13 protein-coding genes and 1 pseudogene are annotated in these 20,743 nt (G+C 36.4%); 6 read left to right on the forward strand and 8 right to left on the reverse strand.

Annotated features, from left to right (window positions below; genetic code table 11):
* Nucleotides 1-747: 747 nt before the first annotated feature.
* Nucleotides 748-942 carry a hypothetical protein gene (locus VKJ25_RS09895; protein WP_324236463.1) on the reverse strand — a complete coding sequence of 65 codons (195 nt, stop codon included), beginning with the start codon at nt 940-942 and terminating at the stop codon, nt 748-750.
* A 423-nt stretch (nt 943-1,365) separates the two neighbouring features.
* Between VKJ25_RS09895 and VKJ25_RS09900 the strand changes: the two genes are divergently transcribed.
* The 3 genes from VKJ25_RS09900 to VKJ25_RS09910 all read left to right on the forward strand — a co-directional run bounded on the left by VKJ25_RS09900 (nt 1,366) and on the right by VKJ25_RS09910 (nt 8,650).
* The gene (locus VKJ25_RS09900) at nt 1,366-4,143 is read left to right on the forward strand and encodes a TIGR03960 family B12-binding radical SAM protein (protein ID WP_324236464.1); all 2,778 of its coding nucleotides are present in this window, start codon (nt 1,366-1,368) and stop codon (nt 4,141-4,143) included.
* Between the two features lie 1,733 nt (nt 4,144-5,876).
* Complete coding sequence (gene rne, locus VKJ25_RS09905; RefSeq protein ID WP_324236465.1) at nt 5,877-8,027, forward strand: ribonuclease E; 2,151 nt, start codon at nt 5,877-5,879, stop codon at nt 8,025-8,027.
* A 17-nt stretch (nt 8,028-8,044) separates the two neighbouring features.
* Entirely contained in the window at nt 8,045-8,650 is a 606-nt protein-coding gene (locus VKJ25_RS09910; protein ID WP_324236466.1) for a ribonuclease HII, read from the forward strand.
* Nucleotides 8,651-8,839: 189 nt separating this feature from the next.
* Here VKJ25_RS09910 and VKJ25_RS09915 read toward each other — a convergent pair whose 3' ends face one another.
* Nucleotides 8,840-9,220, reverse strand: a complete 381-nt coding sequence (locus VKJ25_RS09915; protein WP_324236467.1) for a hypothetical protein — start codon at nt 9,218-9,220, stop codon at nt 8,840-8,842.
* Between the two features lie 699 nt (nt 9,221-9,919).
* Between VKJ25_RS09915 and VKJ25_RS09920 the strand changes: the two genes are divergently transcribed.
* Entirely contained in the window at nt 9,920-11,032 is a 1,113-nt protein-coding gene (locus tag VKJ25_RS09920) for a site-2 protease family protein (protein WP_324236468.1), read from the forward strand.
* A gap of 140 nt (nt 11,033-11,172) precedes the next feature.
* On the opposite strand, the gene VKJ25_RS09925 is transcribed toward VKJ25_RS09920, so the two are convergent.
* From VKJ25_RS09925 to VKJ25_RS09940, 4 genes and pseudogenes are all read right to left on the reverse strand, one after another.
* The gene (locus VKJ25_RS09925) at nt 11,173-11,397 is read right to left on the reverse strand and encodes a P-loop NTPase family protein (protein WP_324236469.1); all 225 of its coding nucleotides are present in this window, start codon (nt 11,395-11,397) and stop codon (nt 11,173-11,175) included.
* Between the two features lie 90 nt (nt 11,398-11,487).
* A pseudogene (locus VKJ25_RS09930) lies at nt 11,488-11,894 on the reverse strand (ATP-binding cassette domain-containing protein); the annotation flags it as partial.
* 420 nt (nt 11,895-12,314) lie between these two features.
* The gene (locus tag VKJ25_RS09935) at nt 12,315-13,109 is read right to left on the reverse strand and encodes a YdcF family protein (protein ID WP_324236471.1); all 795 of its coding nucleotides are present in this window, start codon (nt 13,107-13,109) and stop codon (nt 12,315-12,317) included.
* A gap of 167 nt (nt 13,110-13,276) precedes the next feature.
* Nucleotides 13,277-13,621 carry a hypothetical protein gene (locus VKJ25_RS09940; RefSeq protein WP_324236472.1) on the reverse strand — a complete coding sequence of 115 codons (345 nt, stop codon included), beginning with the start codon at nt 13,619-13,621 and terminating at the stop codon, nt 13,277-13,279.
* A 291-nt stretch (nt 13,622-13,912) separates the two neighbouring features.
* Between VKJ25_RS09940 and VKJ25_RS09945 the strand changes: the two genes are divergently transcribed.
* Nucleotides 13,913-15,433, forward strand: a complete 1,521-nt coding sequence (locus VKJ25_RS09945) for a trypsin-like serine protease (RefSeq protein ID WP_324236473.1) — start codon at nt 13,913-13,915, stop codon at nt 15,431-15,433.
* Nucleotides 15,434-15,602: 169 nt separating this feature from the next.
* Here the strand turns inward: VKJ25_RS09945 and VKJ25_RS09950 are convergent, their stop codons facing one another.
* Nucleotides 15,603-17,504, reverse strand: coding sequence for a WD40 repeat domain-containing serine/threonine-protein kinase (locus tag VKJ25_RS09950; RefSeq protein WP_324236474.1), 1,902 nt, complete (start codon nt 17,502-17,504; stop codon nt 15,603-15,605).
* Between the two features lie 512 nt (nt 17,505-18,016).
* Entirely contained in the window at nt 18,017-19,858 is a 1,842-nt protein-coding gene (locus VKJ25_RS09955; protein WP_324236475.1) for an ammonium transporter, read from the reverse strand.
* Nucleotides 19,859-20,241: 383 nt separating this feature from the next.
* On the opposite strand from VKJ25_RS09955, the gene VKJ25_RS09960 reads away from it, so the two are divergent.
* On the forward strand, nt 20,242-20,547 hold the full coding sequence (locus tag VKJ25_RS09960) for a hypothetical protein (RefSeq protein WP_324236476.1): 306 nt from the start codon (nt 20,242-20,244) through the stop codon (nt 20,545-20,547).
* Nucleotides 20,548-20,743 lie beyond the last annotated feature (196 nt).

Below are 20,743 nucleotides of genomic sequence, written 5' to 3' on the forward strand. Positions count from 1 at the left end.
TTTTAGTTGTAAGATTTTGGAGGTAGTTAGGAGTTATGAGTCATAATCTTAATGGTTTTATCTGAAAATAAACTATAGCAATCCTATTTGGTTCATGTCAAAAATTTTGTTACTCTTAGGGAACAGAGAAAAGGTAGAAGTTTTAGTTGTAAGATTTTGGAGGTAGTTAGGAGTTATGAGTCATAATCTTAATGGTTTTATCTGAAAATAAACTATAGCAATCCTATTTGGTTCATGCCAAAAATTTTGTTACTCTTAGGGAACAGAGAAAAGGTAGAAGTTGGGGAATTTATTTTTATTTTTTTAATTGTTACAACCTATCTAGCATTGCTATAGCAGTCCTATTTTATTTGTGTATAAAAATCCTATTTCTTTTAGGTAAAAATGAACAGGTAAAAGTTTCAGTTTTTTGATAGATTTTTTGATTTTTTACAACCTAGTTGATCATTGCTATATAAATAAAAAATTTCGCAAAGAAATGATCATTTACCTAATAATAAATGTATAAATCCTATCCAGTCATAGATAAAAAAGAAAAAAATCTTTTAGACAATACTCTTTAAAAGAGGTAATTAATAATTATCAAAGGTTACTTTAATTTCATTGAAAAATTTTTATAAATGAAGCTAGTAGACATCATCATATTGAGGCATTTTCTAATAACTGATTTGCCAAAATAAAGATGGTCTTTGCTGTTAAAATTTTTGCCAAATTAGGAAAATTTAGACTACAAAAAATTAAGATTATTTATATAGTAGGAACGAACTGAATTCGTCCGGCATCCATCTCCTCCATTAATAATTCTAATGCTTCGTAATCTACATCGGAAATATAGCCTAGTCTTGTCAACTCAGAGTTGATTTGATTTTCTATTTCAGGAGTTAATTGCCGAAAATAAAGAGCTTTAGACACAAGTTTCCGAATCACACAGTTTCGTTCCATGGTTAATCTAAGTAAAAATTCTACATAGTTAAATTCTTTGCTAGATATTTACCCTGATCAATGATCCAATACTATATACAAAAGTGATATTCGTCATTTAGATGTATGAGATGTAGGTTGGGTTGAGGGACGAAACCCAACCAAAACCTTTCTCCTGTAAGGAGGTTCCATGGGGAAAAATGGGTTTCATGTTGCACAGCAAAGCGTCCCTACCCTACTCCCTAATCCACCATTCTAGGTGTGTCAGAGATGTAGGTCTGGTCGTAACGCACTATTCTTGGTGTACCAGTTCCAGTCCCCTACTTAACGGTGCGTTACGGCGCTGGCGCCTAACACACCTACTTCCTTCCCTACTTCCTAAACTTGAGATATATTATTTATTATATATCGAATATATAAACATAAAAAAGACTTTTAGTAATAGTGGCAGTAGCAGTAGAGAATTTAATTACCCCCGATATTCACAAACCAGCTCGTTACCTTGGTAATGAGCTTGGTGCTTTTCATAAACCTTGGGACAGCTCTCAAGTACGCTGGGTATTGACCTATCCAGAAGTTTATGAGGTAGGAGCTTCTAATTTAGGACACATCATTCTTTACAATATTTTAAATTCTCAGCCACGGCAATTATGCGATCGCGCATATTTACCAGCTCCAGATTTAGCCCAAAAATTAAGGGCCACAAATAGTCCTTTATTTGCTGTAGAGTCAAGGCGATCGCTCACTGATTTTGATATTCTTGGCTTTAGTCTGAGTTATGAATTAGGTGCGACAAATATTCTAGAGATGCTAAGTTTGGCTGGTATTCCCTTGACTTGGCAAGAACGACTTAAAAGAAGTCAGAAGTGTTACTCCCCATCCTCCTTGTCTTCCCCCACTCCCTCACTGCCCCTAATCTTCGCCGGAGGACAAACAGCAACTTCAAATCCTGAACCTTATGCAGACTTTTTTGATTTTATTGCTCTAGGAGATGGAGAAGAGTTACTCCCAGAAATTGGCCTAATAGTTGAACAGGGAAAAGCTAATAACTTAACCAGAGAAGAATTACTGTTAGATTTAGCCCAAGTTCCTGGTGTCTATGTGCCACAATTTTATAGCATGGCTGAAGATGGCTCAGTTTCACCGATTCGTGACGATGTGCCAGAAAAAATATTGCGTCGAGTCGCAACTCCTATGCCAGCTTATTCTATAGGTTTAGTTCCTTATGTAGAAACAGTCCATGATAGATTAGTTCTGGAAGTTAGACGTGGTTGTACCAGAGGTTGTCGCTTTTGTCAACCAGGTATGTTAACCCGGCCAGCACGGGATGTGGAACCAGAACAAATAGTAGATACTATTGAAAAAGGTATAAGTGCAACCGGACATAATGAGTTTTCTTTACTTTCCTTAAGTTGTTCTGATTATCTCGCCTTACCAGCGGTGGGAACTGAAATTAGAAACCGTTTTAAAGATGAAAATATTGCTCTATCTTTACCAAGTCAGCGAGTAGATAGATTTGATGAAAATATTGCTAATATTCTTGGTGGTAGTCGTCAAAGTAGCTTGACATTTGCGCCGGAAGCTGGTACGCAACGAATGCGGGATATTGTCAATAAGGGTTTGACAAATGAGGAACTTTTACGGGGGGTCAAAACTGCTTATGAACAAGGTTGGGATAAGGTTAAACTCTATTTTATGATTGGTTTGCCTGGAGAAACTGATGCTGATGTGTTGGGTATTGCCGAAACTGTTTATTGGTTACAGCAAGAATGTCGAGCCAAAGGCCGGAAAAAGTTACAGGTGACAATGACAATTTCTAATTTTACCCCTAAGCCTCATACTCCTTTTCAATGGCATTCCGTTTCTATGGCTGAATTTAAACGTAAGCAAGAATTACTAAAAGCAGAATTTCGGAAAATGAAAGGTGTTAAGGCAAATTATACAGATGTTCGTATCTCAGGAATGGAAGATTTTCTGGGTAGAGGCGATCGCCGTCTAGCATCTGTAATTCGCCGTGCTTGGGAAAAGGGTGCTGGAATGGACTCTTGGTGGGAAAGTTTGGACCGAGCTTTTGCTGCCTGGAGTGATGCTATTGCCGAATCAGATTTAAGCTGGAAATACCGTCAGGTAGAAAATGGTGAATGGAATGTATTTGAAAATACAGAAAATAATTCTGATGTATGCTCCAAGCAAATCAATTCCCTACTTGACCAACCTCTACCTTGGGATCATATAAATACTGGAATTGATAAAAATTGGCTAAAAGAAGATTTACAGAAAGCTTTGGCAGAAGCTACTGTTCCGGACTGCTCTTTTGCGACCTGTTCTCATTGTGGTGTTTGTGGTCCTGATTTAGGTCATAATATTGTAGTTCCACCTCCACCCATTCCTCAATTTGTGGGTCAATTTGTGCCTAATCAAAATCGGGTACAACGTTTGCGGGTTTGGTTTGGTAAACTGGGAGAGATGGCTTTGGTCAGTCATCTGGATTTAGCTAGGTTATTTGCTCGTGCCGTCCGTCGGGGTAATATACCTATTGCCTTTACTGGAGGATATCATCCAAGTCCACGAATTGTTCCAGCTAGTGCTTTATCTTTAGGTGTAACTAGCACTGGGGAAGTAGTGGATTTTGAGTTGACAGAAGTAATGGATGTGGTAACATTTCAGAATAAACTGGAGAGTCAATTGCCAATTGGTGTACCTATATATAAGGTAGAAGAAGTAGAGGTTAAAAATCCTTCTTTATCTCAGATATTAGAAAAAGCAGAGTACATTTTAAGGGTCAGAAAAACTAATGATTTTGCTTCATATTTGATACAAGACTGCCAGAATATAGGGGAAGTTGAGGGTAATAACTGTTCTACTGGGTTTGGAGACCAAACCCCTAGGGTTTGGGAAAGATGGGTAGAGGAAATTAAAAATAGGGAATCAATTCTTTGGGAACATCAAACCAAATCTGGTAAAATAAAGGTGGTTAATTTACGCGATCGCTTGTTTGAGTTGGAGTTTTTAGAGTATCCAAAAGGTTTAAATTCTTCTTTATCAAGCTTTGATGATTCAGATTGGAATTATGAAACTGATGGTATTATTCGTTATGTAGGAAGCTATCAGAATGATGGAACTTTATTAAGACCACAAAATATAATTTATATGTTGGAAGAAGTCAGCAAACAAGAATTAAAGTTGCGGCATATTCATCGACAAAAGTTATTTTTGGGGTAATTTATAGTAATGGATAATGGATAATTGATAGTTGATAATTACCTCCTCTTTTTAGGGATAGTATTAACTAAAAGGAAAAAAATTAGGTCTCTTGATCGATTAGATATGGGGAGGTTTATTGGCGATATCTTGATCGCTTCTTCTCCTTGAAAGGAGATGTTTATAGACTTAATTATTAATTATTTTATGGGAGGGATTTTGTCTCTCAAGCCAAGTGCAAAGGGATTTGGAGACCTAGCCCCTACAGTTTTTTTTCTCACCAATCATTTCATATTGCTATACAAGAAAATCTGTTAAAAAGTTTCAGTTTTATCAGTCTGGAAATTGAAAAGATTATTTTAGTTGAAAAGGGTAGAAACTGTAAGCATTCAGCATTTAGCTTTTCAACTTAATAACTTACTAAAGTTAGTTCATAGCCTTTTTTTTCTGCGGAATGCTTACCAGAAACTTACAATTAAGTAATTGAAATTGAGATAGTTTCAATAGCATAAATTTCCAGCCTTTGTAACACAACCCTCTAAGCTGTAATAGCTCTACTACAGACTTGATAAAATATTCTGTAAAATCAGAAACTAATCAATCATATAAGGCCAAACAAAATTAAATAGGATTATGTTCAGGGTAGCTAATGGGCTATTATGCCAGCTTAATTAAATGATAATCTAGGACTTGAAACTTTGAGAAACTTGATTGAATACAGTGAGTCATTAATAAATTAACTACTCAATAAAAACTATGTATGGAAGTTGTATGTAACTTACCTAAAATTAATCTTAAATTATGAAGTTTTCTAGCAGCAAAAAAGCTATGAAAATAATATATAATTAGATAGGAATTAAAACTTGCAATTAATTAAATTAACAGCTTATGATCCTGGTAACAAATTGTATTAATTGTTCTAATTATAAAATTCTGAAAAAAGGTATTATTCTAATTAATGCTAGGTATCAAGGTTTGTCACAGAAATTGGATTATTCTTGTTGTTGATAACTATTAGAAAAAATGTGCTTAAAAGGAGAAACCAGTCTCTATTTCCTACATAAATAAGATATTTTTGAGATTGATTATATCGATCTCAAAACATCAGGTTAGGCAAAAATTTGGACCTCGGTGGCTCCAGTTTGGCACAAAATGCGTAAAGTTGGCCTCGCCCAGTTATTTTGGCTTTTTAAGTTCGAGACACTGGTTTTTCAAATCTCTTTACCTTTTTAATGCCGAACACATAGGGGTCGAAACTGTCCTCGCCCATACGACGTATTGTTACCCAAATAACGTTTACTTATTGCTAAGTAGGCTGGACTAACCATTTAAGCGACTTGAGCGCTTTGATTAGATTTGTGGTTAGTCTACTTTTTTCTCAGTAACCAATCCATTATAATGTTGTTGATAGAAATATTCAACTTATATGCTAACTGAGACAAACTTGCAGGACAGGTATCTTGCCTGTATAGCGGTCGAAGCAAAGATTAGGACATTTACAAATGCTCAAACTCGGTCAGAGATAATCTCTGACTTCTGACTTGCGCGTAGCGCTATAGTAGCTATATCCCAGTGAGAAAAAATCAGCTATAACATTCAACACCACAGACAACCCAAAAACACCAAACAAAACTAATCAAACCTGCGACGCCACACTTCTACTAAATAATACAGGCAAGATGCCTGTGCTACTCAAGGCAAGATGCCTGTAATACAAAAAAACTAATAACCAAATCTCTACAGGAGAAAATTGAATGCCGAAACAAATAATTATTACTGAGCAGCAAAGGATCGCTGCTGTATTTTCTGAAGACCAAATCCAAGAACTTGTGGTCGCCAAAGGTAGCCATCAAGTCAGCGATATTTATCTGGGAACTGTAGAAAATGTAATACCTGGAATAGATGCAGCCTTCGTCAATATCGGAGACCCCGAACGGAATGGATTTATTCACGTCAGCGATCTAGGTCCATTACGACTGAAGCGCTCCTCTAGTGCCATTACAGAACTACTGACACCCCAACAAAAAGTCCTTGTCCAAGTAATGAAAGAACCCACTGGGACAAAAGGACCACGTTTAACAGGTAATATAACTTTACCAGGCCGTTATTTAGTCCTCATGCCTTATGGACGAGGTGTTAATTTATCCCGACGTATCCGTTCTGAAAATGAACGAAGTCGCCTCAGAGCTTTGGCAATTTTAATTAAACCAGCGGGTATGGGTCTATTAGTGCGTACTGAAGCAGAAGGAATGGAAGAAGATGCTATAATAGAGGATTTAGAAGTTTTGCAGCAACAGTGGGAAATTATCCAAGTCGAAGCAAATTCTCACAGAGCGCCAGCGTTGCTAAATCGTGATAATGATTTTATTCAACGGGTACTACGAGATATCTATAGTACGGATGTAAATCGAATTGTGGTGGACTCTAGTGAGGGGGTGAAGCGGGTCAAGCAACATTTGCTGAACTGGAGTGGGGGCAAACCATTACAAGTTTTGATTGACCATCATATCGAACGGACTCCTATCCTAGAATATTTCCGAGTTAATGCAGCTATTCGAGAAGCTCTCAGACCAAGAGTAGACTTGCCTTCTGGTGGTTATATTATTATTCAGCCTACTGAAGCACTAACTGTGATAGATGTCAACTCCGGTTCTTTTACAAGGTCTGCCACAGCTAGGGAAACGGTACTTTGGACAAATTGTGAGGCAGCTACGGAAATAGCTCGTCAATTACGTCTCCGGAATATTGCCGGAGTAATTATTGTTGATTTTATTGATATGGACTCACGGCGAGACCAATTACAGGTTCTAGAAAATTTTAATCAAGCTCTTAGAGCTGATAAAGCTAGACCTCAGATAGCTCAGTTGTCAGAGTTGGGTTTAGTTGAATTGACTCGTAAACGCCAAGGTCAGAATATATATGAATTGTTTGGTCGTACTTGTCCTAGTTGTAATGGATTAGGACATTTGGTTCATTTACCTGGTGAGTCAGGAACTTCTATTGGGGAAGTTAATTTGCCTTTAGTTTCTAGGACTCCAGATGTGGAAGAATCAATAAGACCTATGAGTGTTGCTCCTCCAACTTTGGTTAGTACAGCTCAAAACTCATCTTGGGAGGGAATACACAGATATCAAGAAGTTGAATCTGGTAATAATAGCTCAGATTTAGAGTTATTGAATCATCCTAGTTATCAGGAAACTCGTCGTCGTCGTCGCCGTCGAGTAGCGGTTGGTGAAACTATGCAGGATGAGTCTTTGGATTTACAAGAAAGAGAGTTAGGTTCGGGAATGGAGTATCCTATTCTTTCTGACGGATATTCAAATCGACGTTCGGGAAGGGAGATAATTAGACCTGTTACTGAACCTCCAGAAGTAGTAACAGTAGAAATGACTTCTGATGAACAGGATGTTTACGCTTTGATGGGTATTTCTCCATTAACATTATTGGAGGAGGGAACAGTAAGAAATTCTAAGTCAGTAATTATTTCTATTAAAGAGCCAGGAGAAGGGAAAAGTAATCTGAGCGGAACTAGGGAAGAACAAGAGGATAAAGAGGTTGAAGAAGATAATTCCCCGAAACCCCCCTTTGAAAGTGAGGCTTTAGATGAAAATTCTTCTTTTGAAAGTGAGGCTTTAGATAACGATGATCATCCCCCCAAACCCCCCTTTGAAAGTGAGGCTTTAGATAAGGATGATCATCCCCCCAAACCCCCCTTTGAAAGTGAGGCTTTAGATGATAGTTATGATATGGAGTTAAGTGATTCGGATGTTGACCTAAGTTTAGATAGTAATGAATCTGATGATTTAGATGTTGACCTAAGTTTAGATAGTAATGACTCTGATGATTCTGGACCAGTTCGTCGCCGTCGCCGTCGTTCTTCCGCAGTTACGGAAGAAAAGGAATAGAGAATAGGAGGTGGGAAATGGTGTTTTCTGAGTTTATTGATGAGCCATTCTCACCTCTGACTGCTGGTGTGGATGAAGTGGGACGTGGGGCATTATTTGGGCCAGTAGTGGCAGCAGCGGTCATTTTGCCACCGGAGGTTTGGGATGATTTGGCTAATAGCGGGGTAAAAGATAGTAAAAAGCTGAGTGAAAAACGTCGGTGTCAGTTGGCTGCGAAAATTAGGAGGGTGGCTTGGGATTGTCAGATTGGCATTGCTTCTGTCCGAGAGATTGACCGTTTGAATATTTTGCAAGCTTCTTTATTGGCGATGAAGCGGGCTATTTTAAAGCTGAAACCTCAGCCCGATATGGTTTTGATTGATGGGAATCAGGAGATTAGAGATTTATTTATTCCTCAAAGGACTATTGTTAGGGGGGATAGTCAGTGTTTGGCGATCGCTGCTGCTAGTATTGTGGCTAAGGTTTGGCGAGATGCTTTGATTGTGCGTTTGGCGAAAAAATATCCGGTTTATGACTTGACTAATAATAAAGGTTATGGTACCAAAAAGCATAAACAAGGGATAGTCAGTTACGGGGTGTCGCCTCAACATCGTCTTTCGTTTTCTTTAGGGAGTAGGGAGTAGGGAGTAGGTAGTAGGTAGTAGGGAGTAGGTAGTAGTCTCCAAATAGGTAGTAGAGAGGTATGGAGGCAATGAATGGGCAATGGGTAAGACTTTTGAAGTTTATTTCTAGTTTTTGTGTTTAATTATAGCAATAAAAATTTTCCATAAATCAAGAAAATTATTGTAAAATATCAATAGTCTTTCTCTTGTTTATAAACGAAAATTTTTCACTGATTTTGATATCTGTGCTACTAAACCCAGCAAATTTTGGAAGGATTCATGTATTTGTTTTGTTACCTGTACTTGTGTGAGACTTTTATGGTGCAGAGTTTTAACAACTTCCGTGATTTTTTGTAGATTATTAATTTGATTTTCTCCTAAAGAAGCAAAGTTATTTGTACAGTGATTAAATTTGTATACTTTCTGAAAAATTCCACCTAAACCTAGCTTAATTTCTCCTCCCAATTTTTTGGTCTGGGAATTTGCTAAAGCTATATTATTCTCAGGAATAGTCAGATTTAAACATTGAATCTTCAGTGGTAAATCTGACAACTTTTTCTTAACTAATACCCAATTTTTTTGATATAACACCTATACTAATTCAAGACTTACGCAGAAACCGGATTTATGAACGAAATTTGGTGGCTTAAACAACAATATTACTGCAATAAACCGGGTTTATTGGTCGCTTTGCGTAAGTCCTATAATTAATAGTTAACATATAGCAATCCTATTTTATTAGTCTCAAAAATATTACTGCTTTTTAGGGAAGACTTAACTGAGAACAGGGAACAGGTGTGAATTTCAGTTTTTTTTATTTACTTTTTGATTTGTCACAACCTATTTAAGATTGCTAATTAGGGTTTGCTGATTTATCGGGAACCGTAAAAGTCTTTTAGTAGCAGGGAGAAGCCAGAATCCAGCAATCCTGCAATCCAGAAGGAATAAGAATTACAGAAGAGGTAGTTAGAAGAATTATCCCTTGATTTACGGTTCCCGAAAAATCGGCTAATTATGGCTAGAAAATCCTAGATTTTTTTAGCTTTCCAGACTGAAAAGCTGATACTTTTGACCTACCTAAAAATGCTAAAAGGTTTATCTGTAAAGACTTTCATCAATAATTCAGCAAGCCCTAATTATTAGGTCAGTAAGAAATGCTGTTAACTGAAATCACCGAATATTCAAGGAGGGATAATACCATATCAGAAAAACACAAATCTTACCTAGATTTTGTTACATTCAATATGTGGGTTTTAAAGAGTTAAAAATTAGTTTTAAGAGGATAAATTTATGAATGGATCTTTTCGAGTAGGAAACTTATTTGGTATACCATTTTTCATTAACTCATCCTGGTTTCTAGTCTTAGGTCTTCTGACTTTAAATTATGGGGATAACTTAGCAACACAGTTTCCCCAAGAATTGAATGGAATTTTACCTTGGGTACTAGGATTAATAACAGCATTATTGTTATTTTCCTCTGTCTTAGCTCACGAGTTAGGACATAGTTTTGTTGCTATATCTCAAGGAATAGAAGTAAAGTCAATTACCTTATTTTTATTTGGAGGTTTAGCTAGTTTAGATAGAGAATCAAAAACACCAGCAGAAGCATTTTGGGTAGCAATTGCTGGTCCTTTAGTTAGTCTAATATTATTCATTTTATTCGCAGCAATTAATTTTTCTATAGGTATTAGCGGACCAATAGCATCAATTATTCAACTGTTAGCTTATATCAACTTAGCTTTAGCATTATTCAACCTAATTCCTGGTCTACCTCTTGATGGTGGTAATATCCTTAAATCTATTGTTTGGAAAATTACTAATAACCCTTATAAAGGAATTATTTTTGCTAGTCGAGTAGGTCAAGTATTTGGTTGGTTAGCTATAATTTCTGGTTTAATTCCGACTGTTTTATTTAGTATTTTTCCTAATTTTTGGAATATTCTGATTGGTTTATTTCTTCTACAAAATGCTAGTCGTTCTGCTCAATATGGAGAAATTCAAGGTACTCTGGCGAGTTTAACTGCTCTAGATGCTATTGTTACTAATAATCCAATTGTGTCAGAAAATCTATCTTTACGAGAATTTGTGAATGAATTTGTGATTGGAAAAGAAGCTAGAAAAGAATTTTTAGTTACAAATGAAACTGGGCAGTTATTAGGAAAAATTAATGTTGATGATTTAAAAATAATTAATACTTCAGAATGGCCTATAGTTCAAGTGAAAGAATTGATGAAACCTGTGACGAAAATGGAGGTTGTCACAGCTAAAACTCCCTTATTAGAAGTAGTTTCTTTGTTTGAGCAAAAGCAAATCAATGAGCTAACTGTTATTGGGGAAAATAGTGCTTTAGTTGGGTTAATTGATAAATCTTCAATTAAGGGTTTGTTAGAAAAAAAATCGTAAGAATTAAAAATTAAGAATTTAGAATTGAACTAACTATTTCAAACCCTCTAAAAACTATCAGTTTAAGTAGGTTTAATTAAGAAATATTCAATGTAGGGGTTTGGTCTCCAATTTATCGGGAACCGTACCCTCTACAAAAACTAAACCAATTCTCCATGACCAGTAATAACAAGTTCTGATGGTGCTGCACCATGAAGTTTGTCAAGTTTATTATCATCAAGACTAAGTGTTGTACCATCAAAAACAACCTCTCCATTTCTGAGGGCAACAGTCCGCTCAGAATAGCGACGTACCATTTGAACTTGATGTAGAGAAGTAACAATAATAATGCCATTTTCCCGATTAAGTTCGTATAATAATTCCATTATTTTACGAGCAGATTCTGGATATAAAGAAGCAATAGGTTCATCTGCTAAAATAACTTTGGCTGTCTGTACTAAACAACGGGCGATCGCTACTTTTTGTTGTTGTCCTCCAGAAAGTTGAGAAGCTCTTTTCTTTGATAAGCTTGGTCTAAAATTCCTACTCTTTCTAATGCAGCAAGTGCTGGTATTTTTTGTTCTTTTGTAAATAGACGCAGTGTAGAATTTACTAGAGACATTAGCCCTAAGTTTTCCACTAAGATATTTTCAATAACTGTTAGTCGTTTAACTAAATTAAATTGCTGAAAAATACAGCCTATTTGACAACGTAATTTTCTAATATTTGAGTGAAAGTTATTATCCTTTTGTAATATTGTGCCAAATACATAAACTGTACTTTTATCTCCTTTTTCTAAACCATTAATGTGTCGTAGTAAGGTAGATTTTCCCGAACCAGAAGCACCAACTATAGCAATCATTTCTCCTACTTCAATATTCATATTAATTTGTACTAGATATGGTTTACCTTGAAAACTTTTATCTAGATTTTTAACTTCTATAGCTTTGTATTTAGATATTTTTATTTAATAGGATAAATTGAGTTACCAAATTTTACAATTTTTTGGTTAACTTATGGTTATCTTTAAGTTAAAAGAAAGAAGATGAAAGAAGGAAGAGGGAGGAAGGAAAGTATAGTATCAATTTTGATAAAAGTTTTGATATTTAATTGGCAAACCCTAATTAGGTTTTGTCAAATTTTTTATAATCTTTTATAACCGAATTTGGTATTATTACTAAACTCCTTTCACTTTCAGGAGCCTAACTGCAAAAATAACTATATATAGCAAAGTTTATGGTAATTAGTATTAGTCAACTACAAGTTTTGCTCATAACTGATAAATGATAACTGATAACTGATTTTACAGCCAACCCCGCAGACGATAGACCATCATACCTATATATTCTTTTAAAGCCTTAGTCGAATTTTGTAGATTAGCAGCATCAGGAATAATATTTAATAGAATACCTTGCCAACTATCTGTTTTTTCCTGTAAGTCTCTTTCTGTAACTATAAAATCTGTTGGTGCTGGAATTACGGATATTTTCTGCTTTTCAAAGATCGAGATAGAACGGGGAGTATGCAGTGCTGAAGTTACTAACAATACAGAACCTTTTATTTCTTTTGTGTCTAAAATTTGTTTAACATTAACAGCATTTTGATAAGTATTTAAAGAATCAGTATCTTGTAAAATTGCTTTTTTAGGTACTCCCATAGACTCTGCTATTTCTGCCATATCTTTAGACTCAGGATTTCCTCCATCTTTCCAATTAATTCTACCTCCACTTAATATTAGAAAAGGTGCTTTACCTTGTTGATATAATCTGATTCCATACAAAATTCTATCTCCTGCTTCACTAAAATCTACCCAGGGGCGGGGAGAATTAGCTGGTTTAATTCCACCACCTAAAACTACTATTGCTTCTGCCGAAGGTAACTCTTTTGGTGGTAAATTTTGCCATTCCAAAGATTTAATCAATTCTTGAGAAACCCAAGAATTACTAAATACAAGTGTCACTGTGAAGGCTAGAAAAATTGCTAATGCAGACCATTTGGGATACCACCATAATAAAACAAAAGCTATCAACATTAGTAAGCAAGATATTCCTAATGGATAGATAAATAAAGGGAGTAATTTAGAAAGAAATAAAAACATTATTAGTTGAGTAATTTAGTTAAGTATAGTAATCCTAAATAGGTTGTAAGATTTGCTGGTAGGGGTTTGGATATCAAACCCCTTATTCCTGGGGTTTTGAGACCAAACCTCTACAGTTTTATCTTACCAATTATCCATTATTGAAGAATGATTTATTATGGCTATAATTAATATTTTTTTCTAGACTTTGAGGGTATTTGATTTTGTCTGAAGAACCAATTCAATACAGAAACACCACTACGTTCTTTAGGTATTTTAGGCCATGTTTTAATTGCTGAAATTGGTTTGGATGGTTGGGGAGAATCTACAGGTTCAGCATCTGGTTTTTCTGGAATTTCTGGTCTTGATTCTATTTGCGACCACAACCCTAATAATCCAGCCGAAATTCCTCCAATCACACCAAATATAACACTTAATTTTATTGTATATTCTAGTAAACTAAAACTAATACTGAAAAATAGAATAGCTACTATTCCAGCGATTAATCCTGTTGATATTGATGATTTATCCATATTTTTTTATAGTTATTAAAAACAATAATTTTCTCTGATTTGACTAATATGATTATTAGTATATAACCATAAGAAATCATTTGTGAGAAAAAACTAAAATCTGACGATATATTTAGGATTGCTATATAATAAATGGCATTGCATAGATGCGACATAATTTTAATAGTTTTGTGTATGGGGGATCTTGCCCGTTGATTATATGTTTGCACAGACAGGATGCCCATCCCACTTATATTCATCCCTGAATTTAGCAACACCTAATAAATTGTACTTCAGTTGAGGAAATATTTAATGGTAGCAGTTTCCAGTAATAACCGCAACGATACAAGATTTATCGTCCCCTCTGATGAATTTACCGGAGTTGTTCAACTTGAAAATACGAGTAGGAGAGAACTTTGCACGGGAACACTGCTAGCTGGTGATGGTTTTCATATTCTAACGGCTGCCCATTGCTTTAATAATCAGGATGATTCGGCTAACTTAAATCCTAATCCTAGTAACTATCAAGTTTCTTTTGAACGAGCTGATGGCAGTTTGGAGGAAAGAAGTGTCAAAGAAATTTTCATTCATCCTGATTGGACTTCTGATTCATTCAGTAATAACGATATTGCTATTGTTAAATTATTAGATAAAGCACCAAATTTTGCCGAGGGTTACGAAATTTACCGTGATTCTGATGAGGTTAATCAAACTTTTACCCGTGTAGGTTACGGTAACTCTGGAACAGGTGCAAACGGTGAAAATAATTTCGGTTTATCTACCAAGCGCTTTGGCAATAACGTTTATGATGCTTTAGCTGATATTTTTGCTGAGTCTCCTGTTAGATTTACAACTATTCCCAAAGGTACTCAACTTGCTTTCGACTTTGATAGTGGGAAACCAGAAAATGATGCTTTTGGTCAACAATATGGTTTGGAACAGTTGGGAGTAGAACTAGAAGTAAATTCTACTTCTGGAGATTCAGGAGGTCCGGCGTTTATTGATGGCAAAATAGCTGGCATCACATCTTATGGTTTTTCTCCGGGAACAGGAGATATAGATGTAGATGATATTACCAATGCTAGTTTTGGAGAATACAGTGTTGATACCAGGATTTCTGCTTATGCTAGCTTCATTGATGAAATTCTGAACCTACCAAAGAAAATTCAAGGAACTAGGGGTAATGATACTTTGAATGGTACTGATCACAATGATACTATTAGTGGAGGTCGTGGTAAAGACAAACTTGTGGGAGCTTCAGGTAGAGATATTTTAAGAGGTGGTAGTGGTAATGACACTTTGTTCGGGGGAAGAGGTAATGATCGCCTCAATGGTAATGCTGGCAATGATAAACTGACAGGGGGCGCAGGTAGGGATACCCTTCATGGTGGTTCTGGTAAGGATAGACTTACAGGTGGTACAGGTAGCGATCGCCTCAATGGTAATGCTGGCAATGATACACTTACTGGAGGTGGGAGTTTTGACAATTTTATCTTTAATACTAATAATAAATTTCAAAGTAAGGATATCGGTATAGACGAAATTACAGATTTTTCCCAAACCCAAGGAGACATTATGATTTTAGACTTGGAAACTTTTACTGCTATTAATAGTGACTCTGGAACTGGGTTCAATATTGGAGATGAGTTTGCCACAGTTAGGAATGACCGACAAGCAGCAACTTCTGATGCAGTTATTGTCTATAATAGGAACAATGGTAATTTGTTCTATAATCCTAATGGTAGCGCAGCGGGTTTTGGCAGTGGCGCTCAGTTTGCGACTTTGATAAATACTCCATCTTTAATAGCAGAAGATTTCTTTCTGAGAAGTTAGTGATGCAATAAGTGGATGTGAACTCAGAAACCAGACGTGAACTCAGAAACCCGGTTTCTTGAAGAAACCGGGTTTCTTTTTGAGTGAAGAAACCGAGTTTCTTTTTGAGTGAAGAAACCGGGTTTCTTTTTGAGTGAAGAAACCGGGTTGCTTTTTGAAGGTAAAGCGATTACTGTTGTTGCCAAATTTTAATAGTATTATCACTACTACCGCTAACTAAAATCTTTCCATTCTTAGAAAAATTAACAGAATTAACATACTTTAAATGACCTTCTAAATTTCCGATTTGCTGACCTGTTTTCCGATCCCAAATTTTAATAATTCCATCCTCACTACCACTAACAATAATATCTCCTTGAGGACTAAAATCTACAGCCAGAACATCCCTAGAATGCCCCTCCAAAGTTTGTAATATTTCACCACTTTCTATTTGCCAAATTTTAATATTGTTGTCGCGATCGCCACTAGCTAAAACCTTACCATCAGGACTAAAAATAACTGCATAAATATAATGTATTCCCTGATAATAATTACATAAATTTTTCACAGTATTTCCTAAACTTAAATCCCAGATTTTTATCATATTATCTTCACTCCCACTCGCCAATATTTTGCCATCCGGACTGAACGCGATCGCTCGGACTGGTTGTGTATGTCCGGTCAAAGTCATCATCAACTTCTCGTAGTTAGGAGCATAAATATCATCCCCCAGTCGCCAAACCTTCACAGTTTTATCTTTACTCGCACTAGCTAAAGTTTTGCCGTTCGGATGGAAAGCGATCGCTGTAACTCCTCCAGAATGAACAAAATATTCTCCCCGTCCCCAGTCACCGAGAATGCAAAGCAGTTTTCCTGTTTGCACATCCCAAAATCTAATAGTTTTGTCATCACTCCCACTCGCCAATATTTTGCCATCCGGACTAAAAGCAACAGAGTTGACATAACCCAAATGTCCGCGAAGAGTCAATATCTCTCTACCACTATTTACCTCCCACAACTTAATAGTTTCATCCTCACTACCACTTGCGACAATTTTGCTATCCGGACTGAAAGCAACAGAGCAAACCCATTTTTGATGACCGATGAGAGTATGTAAGCATTTCCAAGTTTGACTCGGTACAGGTGCAAACCTAACTTCTGGTGTTTGGATCGCAGTTTTATCTTGAACCAGAGTTAAATTCAGATCAGGCTCCGTATTCAAATTTTCCATAACTGCATCAACAGACTGATAACGACGGTTGACTGCATTTTCTATCAGTTTATCCAAAACATAACCCAATTTTTCGCTCACAGAATTATTGCGTAAATAACGTCGCCACACCCAAGTTCCCTCACCGACATCAAATAATTCAAATGGGGAAACTTTAGTTAATAGATGCAAGCAGGTCACTCCCAAACTATATAAGTCGCTAGCAAATACTGCTTTGCCTCGGTTTTGTTCGGGTGCGGTATATTCAGGAGTGCCGATAGTTGTACCTGTTTTGAAGAGTGCGGTTCCCAGGGCATATTTGGCAGCACCAAAATCTACTAATACTAACTGGTGATCGCTATTTTCACAGCGAATAATATTTTCTGGTTTGATATCGCGGTGAATAACGTTATGAGAATGAATAAACCGTAGCACTGGCAGTAAATTTTTCAGGAAACCTCTAATTTGGTCTTCATTGTAGGGTGCTTCAATTTTCAGTGCTTGAGCTAAATTTTTTCCAGGGATAAATTCTTGGATTAAATATTGTCGCCCATCTTGAGTGAAATGAGCCATAAGTTCGGGAATTTGGGAATGTTTGCCCAACTCGTCTAATCTGGTAGCTTCTTTTTCAAATAGTTCGGCAGCTTTATTAACATTATTAGTGCCTTGGGAAGCGGGAAAAAATTGTTTAATGACGCAGTTAGGTTTAGAAGGTTTATCTTCATCAATAGCTAAAAATGTTCTGCCAAAACCTCCTTGACCAATTAGGTTTAAGGGACGATAGCGGTCTTTTAGTAATAGTTTTGTACCGCAATTTTGGCAATATTTATTGAAGTCTGGGTTTTGGGTAATTTGACAGTTGGGGTTGAGGCAATAACTCATGCCGATAGATTTTTAGCTAAAGATTATATTTACAGGATTTTTGCAAGTTTTTTTGTTACTATATTCTAGTTTTTGTGAGGATTGGCTGAAGTTAAGCTTAAATTAATTTTTCTGTTTTTTTGAGTATTTATATAGAATCCGGTTATGGGTAGTGGGAGAGTGGGAGAGATGGTGCATAATGGGGGTATTTTTATACTTTTTTTCTCTATCAGGACTTACGCAAAGGTACTATCTATAGAGTTCAAAAACTATTGTGCCCTGGTTTGAAGCGCTATATGTAGCGTCACTGCGTAAGTCCTATCTATTCTATTTCTTGAAATTATGACTCCTGATATCATGTCCGGTAGTATCGGAGCGTGTATAGAATCAAGGTAAAAATGGCATAAAAGCTTCTACCTACCTTCCTCTAAAATGTAACTGCTGAACCGGACATGATATGAATCCTGTATCCTGACTCCTGTTTTTCAATCCTGACTTTTTAGAGATACCAAATGGGTTCGTTCTATAAAACCCTATCTATTTTTACCTTTCAAAAGGGCAATTTCTCGTCTTAGTTTAGATATTTCATTGGAAATATATGTTAAATTTTGTACTGATTCTCGCGTATTCTTATTATGATTATAAGTTATGATTCTAATGTTCCATAATTGCTTAATAACTTCGTTCATTCTTTGATTAAAAAAATGTTCTCTATATTTTTTAGGTTGGAAAGGATATTTATCAACCGCCTCCACAGCATTCTTAAAATTTTCAGCTAAATTTTTGTCACTAACCTTGATCACATGACCATAAAGCTGAAAATATCTTTCCACCAGCAATGAAGCTTCAAGCAGCCATGATTCTAAAGCTACATCAAAAGGTATATGATTAGCTTTTACTCTCCTATTTGCTTCGTCTGGAAGATTACTTGCTTTAGCTGCTTTATTATATCTAAAATGGCTCCTCGCATATTCTATGGAAGGTGTGATTCTGCCTGCAAGATATAGTTCTTTGCTCTCTTTCTCCAGATACTGAATGAAGAGTGCATCAATCCTTTGCTGAAATAGGCCAGGACTTTCTAGGGGACCAGGAATATCATAAGCTGTTTCCTGGTAGTTGGTTAAATCTAAACCTCTCTGTATTTCAGAGTTGTCACTGCGAAGACGATTAAAAATACCAAGCATGGCGAAAAAACCTTCATCTTGATTTTGGGGTAATCTTGGTTTCCGATTAAATGTAATTAGTTTGTCCAAAGCAAACAAAAATATGGCAAAACCCACGAACACCAGAATCGGAGCTATTAGAGAAGCCCCGACTTGGGTTCTTGCGTATGGCTGATTCTCAACTAACCTAATGATTCCTACAGCAGAACCCCCGACTACACCACAAACCAAGTGAACAATGACAGCGCCAACTGGGTCATCCATTATTTCCCATGAGAGTCTATTCTCAATAATAGATTTTGAATACAAGAAAACTACCAAACCACAAATACCGCCTATAAAAAACGGATACCAAATCATGGCTACATTTGGTGCAGCAGTGATTCCGACTAATCCACCAAGTAAACCATTGATAGCGATCGTGAGCCTGGGAATATTATTTAACCAACTCAGAAAAATTGTGACTATCATACTGACACTTGCTGCTAAGGTGGTATTAATAGCAACTAGAGCAATTTCATTTAAACCTTCTGCTGTTCCTACAGATAGTTGGGTACTGCCCATATTAAAACCATACCAACCGATGAGCAACAGAAATACACCTGTTGTCGCTAAAGGCAGATTATGAGGTGGTAATCGTCTTTCCCTTGCCGGTCGCGATCCAATAAGTAAAGTCGCCGCTAAAGCTGTAGCACCGCCAGTTGCGTGTACCACCACTGAACCAGCATAATCTATAAATACTGGTTCCAGAAGACCCCAAAGTACCCAACCTGCTAGGGGATATATAATTCCCGAAATGAAGCTACTCATAATTAAGTAATCAGATAACTTCATTCTCCCAGCGATCGCTCCGGAACATATAGTGGCAGCGGTAGCAGCAAAAGCTCCCTGAAAAATAAAATCTACTAGGTGCTTGGCATTTTCAATATTTGTTGATTCTGCTTTGATCAGACTGAAAGGATGTAAATCCCAATTAAAACCTTTTAATATCCAGTAACCAAAAAAGAAAAATGTGAGAAAGCTAACACCAAAGTCAGCAAAATTTTTGAATATGATTGAAACGGTATGCTTAGAAGGAAGTAACCCCGCTTCCAAAAGAGCAAAACCTAACTGCATTAAAATTACTAGGATTGCACAAAATATAGTAAAAATAATATCTATGGGCACAGTATTTGCTGTAACAATATCTAGTGAAACAATATCTTTTTCCATAAAATTTCTGTCTAATTTTAGATATGAGTAAAAAATTATAGGACTCAAGCTATGAGGTAGGAAAAACATGGGTTTGAGATTGCTTCCCGACCGTCGCATCGGACGAAATACGTTGCAGTTGCGTAAGTCCTAACTAACTCAGGACTTACGCATGAACGCTATTACTCGGGTGTGTTTTGCGTTCCGCAAAGCTCCGCTTTATATGTCGGCTCAAGCGCCGAAACGCTACGCGAAAGCGAAGCGTAATGCACCAACACTCTATATATAGAGCCTTTGCGTAAGTCCTGTTAGTATTTATTATTAATTTTTTAGTAAGTTAATGCACCCCTATTATCTAAGCATTCAGCCGTCAGCTATTCTTGCGGAATGCTGACGCTATTATATTGAATCTAAGTAAAATATTTAGTTTCAATTATTACTATAACTATATTGAACTGGCGGATAAATCAAGAGAAAAAGTTGCTAAAATCTATGCTCAGGATATTATTAAGCTTTTCGGAGGAAGGAAGGCAGCTATGCTGAAGGCAGAAGGGAATATTGGTTTAAAGGAAAAAAGTTTTTTGATCACTGATGATCCGGACATGATATTATATAGGACTTACGCAAAGAAACTCGGTTTCGACGATAAGTCGTTTTTTTTGAGCAATAGAAGTCTAGGAGAAACCGGGTTTCTGGGTTCATCTGCGTAAGTCCTGATTATAATATCTTCACGACTAGAGGTTAATGGCCGTTAACCCCAAAAATTAATTATAGCAAAACATTGACATAATATTTCAGTTAGTGTAATATTCCATAACGTCTAGCATCTAAATCCACCGGAGGGGCAACTGTGACGGATGATATGGAATTGCTCAATACTATGTCCACTTTTGGGCAAGAGCAAGT

It is taken from the genome of Okeania sp. (genome assembly GCF_035285525.1).
Taxonomy (GTDB): domain Bacteria; phylum Cyanobacteriota; class Cyanobacteriia; order Cyanobacteriales; family Microcoleaceae; genus Trichodesmium.

Excerpts from the sequence above, each read along its gene's own strand:
- VKJ25_RS09950 (WP_324236474.1), bottom strand. The coding sequence starts at position 17,504 with ATGAGTTATTGCCTCAACCCCAACTGTCAAATTACCCAAAACCCAGAC.
- rne (WP_324236465.1), top strand. The coding sequence starts at position 5,877 with ATGCCGAAACAAATAATTATTACTGAGCAGCAAAGGATCGCTGCTGTA.
- VKJ25_RS09920 (WP_324236468.1), top strand. The coding sequence starts at position 9,920 with ATGAATGGATCTTTTCGAGTAGGAAACTTATTTGGTATACCATTTTTC.
- VKJ25_RS09910 (WP_324236466.1), top strand. The coding sequence starts at position 8,045 with ATGGTGTTTTCTGAGTTTATTGATGAGCCATTCTCACCTCTGACTGCT.
- VKJ25_RS09895 (WP_324236463.1), bottom strand. The coding sequence starts at position 942 with ATGGAACGAAACTGTGTGATTCGGAAACTTGTGTCTAAAGCTCTTTAT.
- VKJ25_RS09925 (WP_324236469.1), bottom strand. The coding sequence starts at position 11,397 with ATGGAATTATTATACGAACTTAATCGGGAAAATGGCATTATTATTGTT.
- VKJ25_RS09955 (WP_324236475.1), bottom strand. The coding sequence starts at position 19,858 with ATGGAAAAAGATATTGTTTCACTAGATATTGTTACAGCAAATACTGTG.
- VKJ25_RS09945 (WP_324236473.1), top strand. The coding sequence starts at position 13,913 with ATGGTAGCAGTTTCCAGTAATAACCGCAACGATACAAGATTTATCGTC.
- VKJ25_RS09935 (WP_324236471.1), bottom strand. The coding sequence starts at position 13,109 with ATGTTTTTATTTCTTTCTAAATTACTCCCTTTATTTATCTATCCATTA.
- VKJ25_RS09940 (WP_324236472.1), bottom strand. The coding sequence starts at position 13,621 with ATGGATAAATCATCAATATCAACAGGATTAATCGCTGGAATAGTAGCT.